Source organism: Nostoc cf. edaphicum LEGE 07299, assembly GCF_015207245.1.
Taxonomy (GTDB): Bacteria; Cyanobacteriota; Cyanobacteriia; order Cyanobacteriales; family Nostocaceae; genus Nostoc; species Nostoc edaphicum_B.
Window position 1 is genome coordinate 1 of the sequence record NZ_JADEXF010000634.1, and the last position, 3,628, is coordinate 3,628.

The following is a 3,628-nucleotide window of genomic DNA, read 5'->3' on the forward strand; positions in this document are numbered from 1 at the left end:
AAATAAATACTTCGTTTAGGGTATTGGCTTTTTAGCATAAATAGGGTAGATAAAAAAGCTATGGCAGGATACAGCAATCCTATTTAAAGACTTTGATTAATGTAGGCATTTGTTGGATTGAAGAACAAAACCCAACCCCAAAATCGTTTCGTATCCTTCTCTGCGAGAGGCTGTGCCAACGGGAACACCAGAGGCGAACGCAATGATATGCAAAAAATTGGGATACTCCCTAACTGAGGCAGTAAAAGCGATCGCTTCCCTTCTTTCTCCCCTAGTTCTCCCCGATCGCACTTTAATCTTAAAGGTCTAGAAGACTTGAGGCTCTGAGTGCCATCAGCAAGAAGGAGAACAATGCAACTCAAACACAGCCACATCTTCCGCCAAGAAGCCCTAGAGCGCTTATCTTCGCCAGAACAACTGGATCAAGCAATACAAGTTGTCAAACCTCAAGCTTGGTTGACTCTAGTGGCTACGGTGTACACACAAGTCCTAAAAACCTTGACTTTCCTCGTTCCCAGTCTCCGACTGGGAATGCATTCATTGAGTCTCTGACTCAATATCTGACTGGAAGCAGAGCCTCTAAATCAGGCATTCCCATGCAGAGCAGGGGAACGAGATCAACGAGAAAACAATGGAAAATCAAGCTTTTTTCGACTTGTGTGTACACCGTAGCCGCAAGTGGGGAGGGGATTAAGGGGAGCCAGCGCCTTCGCGGAGCGTCTCGTAGAGAAGGGGGTTTCCCCCATGAGCGACTGGCGTATGGGGTGCAATGAATGTGGAAATCATAACTAATTATACGAACATGATATTACTCTCGTTCAAAGACAAAAATAATGGAAATCGGTTTATTTGTCTTGGGATCGGATGGCTCATATAAATTTAGCAATCGGTAATTCAAAGCATGGAATTCGTCGATCCATGATTCCAGGGTTCTAAAATACCAAAGAGTAAGGTAGAATGGTCGATCTGCATTTGGTTGCCATGAAGTTTCGCGCCACCCATTGGAGTATGTAGAGTCACCGCAAGCAATTATCGGATGAAGTGTTTGAATGATTATTTTGCCTTTGTCCTCTAACAGGCTATGACCTGCCTTAGCGATCTCATCAAGAGCGCATTCGCCTAAAATTGAAAAGTTGCAGATCAAGCAAGAGAAATAGTTAATGGTGCTAAATCTTTGTGATGCAAGATCCGAGTACGAACAGACAACAAAGCGAGAATCACCACTATCCTTTGCTGTCTCAACGAGATCGGCGCAAAAATCAACACCCCAGCCATCAATTCCTAAAGAAAAAAGCTGTCGAGACAACCATCCCTCACCGCATCCAATATCTAAGAATGTTCTTGGATTAAGTTGGGTTATCGCTTTAACTATAGCGGCATCTGTGGCGATCGCACGGCTTTCAATTTGTTTATTACGAATTGCTTGTGTCCATAATTTAGCATTCATCTGCCATGAATCAAGGATTCGTTTTTCATTCTCGTCCATATAACGCCGCTCAAATAGCACGAACAATCTTCTTCTTTAAAACATAAGCGATAATGCAGCCAGATGCAGGATTTCCACTATTTCCAAGAATCACAGTTGTAACTCATACCTATAAAGGATTACAGTAATTCTTTAGCTTCTCTTGATTGGCGATACTCAGTTTGTGAAGCCCTAAAACTCTCAAGCAAGGTTCTGTTTGACAATGCCACTGCTACCCAAAATTTAGAAGCATTCATCAAACAGGCGATCGCTGCAAGAAAATAAAAAAAGTATATTTTGACTTTACCTGAAAAATAAGTAAGTATTAACAGTGATATTCAAAGACTATGAAAGTCGAAAATGAAACGTCCAAATCGCCTTGCTTGGATGGGAGCGATCGCACTCGCTGCGATCGTTTTACTTAGTTTGTTCGCGGCTCCCAATAATACTAAAATTAACACTGGCTCTACCTACAACCGCAACTCTGATGGCTATGGTGCTTGGTATGCTTTTATGCAACAACAGGGAATTTCTATTAAGCGCTGGCAAAAGCCTTTTAGTGATATTCAGCCAGAGAACAGCCCAGTTACCTTGCTACAGGTAGGCGGCTATCCCAGGGAAACCACACTGGATAGTCAAGAGCGGGAATGGGTAGAAAAAGGGAATACTTTGGTAATTTTGGGTGCGAAGGCGCGGGTTACAGAAGCGGAGTTTAGCACTATGCAAAAATCTCCTGAAGGTAATATTAAAATTGATACACGTAGACGATATAAAAAAGCTAACTCCCAGCAAGTTAATTTAGGCGATCGCTTTGGTGCTGTTGTCTGGAAAGAAAATCACAAAAAAGGAAAGGTGATTTTTTCTACCACTCCTTATTTAGCCGCCAACGCCTACCAAGATTATTTAAGTAATTTCAAGTATTTAGCTAGTTTGGTTACTGAAAAAAGTAACACAGTCTTTGTGGATGAATACATCCACGGCTATAAAGATGCCGATGTCAGAAAGAAAGAAAACGAAGGAGATTTATCTAGCTTTTTTGCCAAAACTCCTTTACTTCCAATCTTGATACAGGCAGGTATCCTACTATTAGTGCTAGTTTGGGCGCAGAATTGCCGCTTTGGCAAGCCAGTAGCTTTAGATACACCAGTTGTAAATAATAGCGAAGCATACATCCAAGCTTTAGCCGGGGTGTTGCAGAAAGCTGATACCACTGGCTTTGTTGTTGAAATGGTTGGTAAACAAGAACAACTACAACTCCAAAAAGCCTTGGGATTAGGGCAAGTACTTTTAGAACGTCAAGCCTTGATCGATTTCTGGATGGAAAAAACAGGCGCAAGTGCAGCAGAACTAGATGCAGTTTTAAAGCTACAATCTCGCAAACAACCCATCAGTGAACGAGACCTGTTAAGCTGGTTGGGGAAATGGCGAAGTATTAGGGAAATTCGTAATTCGTAATGACGCTCGCGGACTCGCTACCGCTGCGCTAACGTAATTCGTAATTAATTTTTTGGAATTGTGCATAATATCTCTGTGCCTGAGTACTTATAAGTAAATGATTTATAAATAAAAATATGAGCGAAACCCATCCTATCTTAATTCGTCTTGGTCAAGGTCTTAATCAAGTAATTGTCGGACAATCTAGCTTAATACAGCAACTCTTAGTAGCGCTGCTAGCGGGTGGGCACGTAATTTTAGAAGGAGTACCGGGAACTGGGAAAACCCTACTCGTAAAAGTGTTGTCGCAGTTAATTCAAGGGGATTTTCGCCGGATTCAATTAACACCAGATGTTTTACCTTCAGATATTACTGGTACAAATATTTTTGACTTGAATAGCCGCAATTTCACTTTGAAAAAAGGGCCAATATTTACTGAAGTATTGCTAGCAGACGAAATCAACCGTACTCCGCCCAAGACACAAGCGGCGCTGCTAGAAGCAATGGAAGAGATGCAGGTAACACTGGATGGTGAAAGTTTGCCTTTACCAGATTTATTTTGGGTAATTGCGACGCAAAACCCCCTGGAATTTGAGGGTACTTATCCTTTACCAGAAGCCCAGTTAGACAGATTTTTATTTAAGCTGGTAGTAGATTACCCCGATCAAGCTGCTGAAAAGCAAATGTTACTTAATCGTCAGGCGGGTTTTGCAGCACGACGTTTAGATA

Annotated in this window: 4 protein-coding genes; 3 read left to right on the forward strand and 1 reads right to left on the reverse strand. The window is 41.9% G+C overall.

What is annotated here, in order from left to right; translation table 11 throughout:
• The first annotated feature begins 351 nt into the window (after positions 1-351).
• The gene (locus tag IQ229_RS18095; RefSeq protein ID WP_194046094.1) at positions 352-552 is read left to right on the forward strand and encodes a hypothetical protein; all 201 of its coding nucleotides are present in this window, start codon (positions 352-354) and stop codon (positions 550-552) included.
• A gap of 256 nt (positions 553-808) precedes the next feature.
• On the opposite strand, the gene IQ229_RS18100 is transcribed toward IQ229_RS18095, so the two are convergent.
• On the reverse strand, positions 809-1,486 hold the full coding sequence (locus tag IQ229_RS18100) for a class I SAM-dependent methyltransferase (protein ID WP_194046089.1): 678 nt from the start codon (positions 1,484-1,486) through the stop codon (positions 809-811).
• Between the two features lie 339 nt (positions 1,487-1,825).
• Here IQ229_RS18100 and IQ229_RS18105 point away from each other — a divergent pair, with 339 nt between their 5' ends.
• A complete protein-coding gene (locus IQ229_RS18105) occupies positions 1,826-2,920 on the forward strand; it encodes a DUF4350 domain-containing protein (protein WP_194046091.1) in 1,095 nt (364 codons plus the stop codon).
• Positions 2,921-3,036: 116 nt separating this feature from the next.
• Positions 3,037-3,628 (forward strand): AAA family ATPase (locus IQ229_RS18110; protein ID WP_194046092.1); only part of this gene is annotated, 592 nt, incomplete at its 3' end.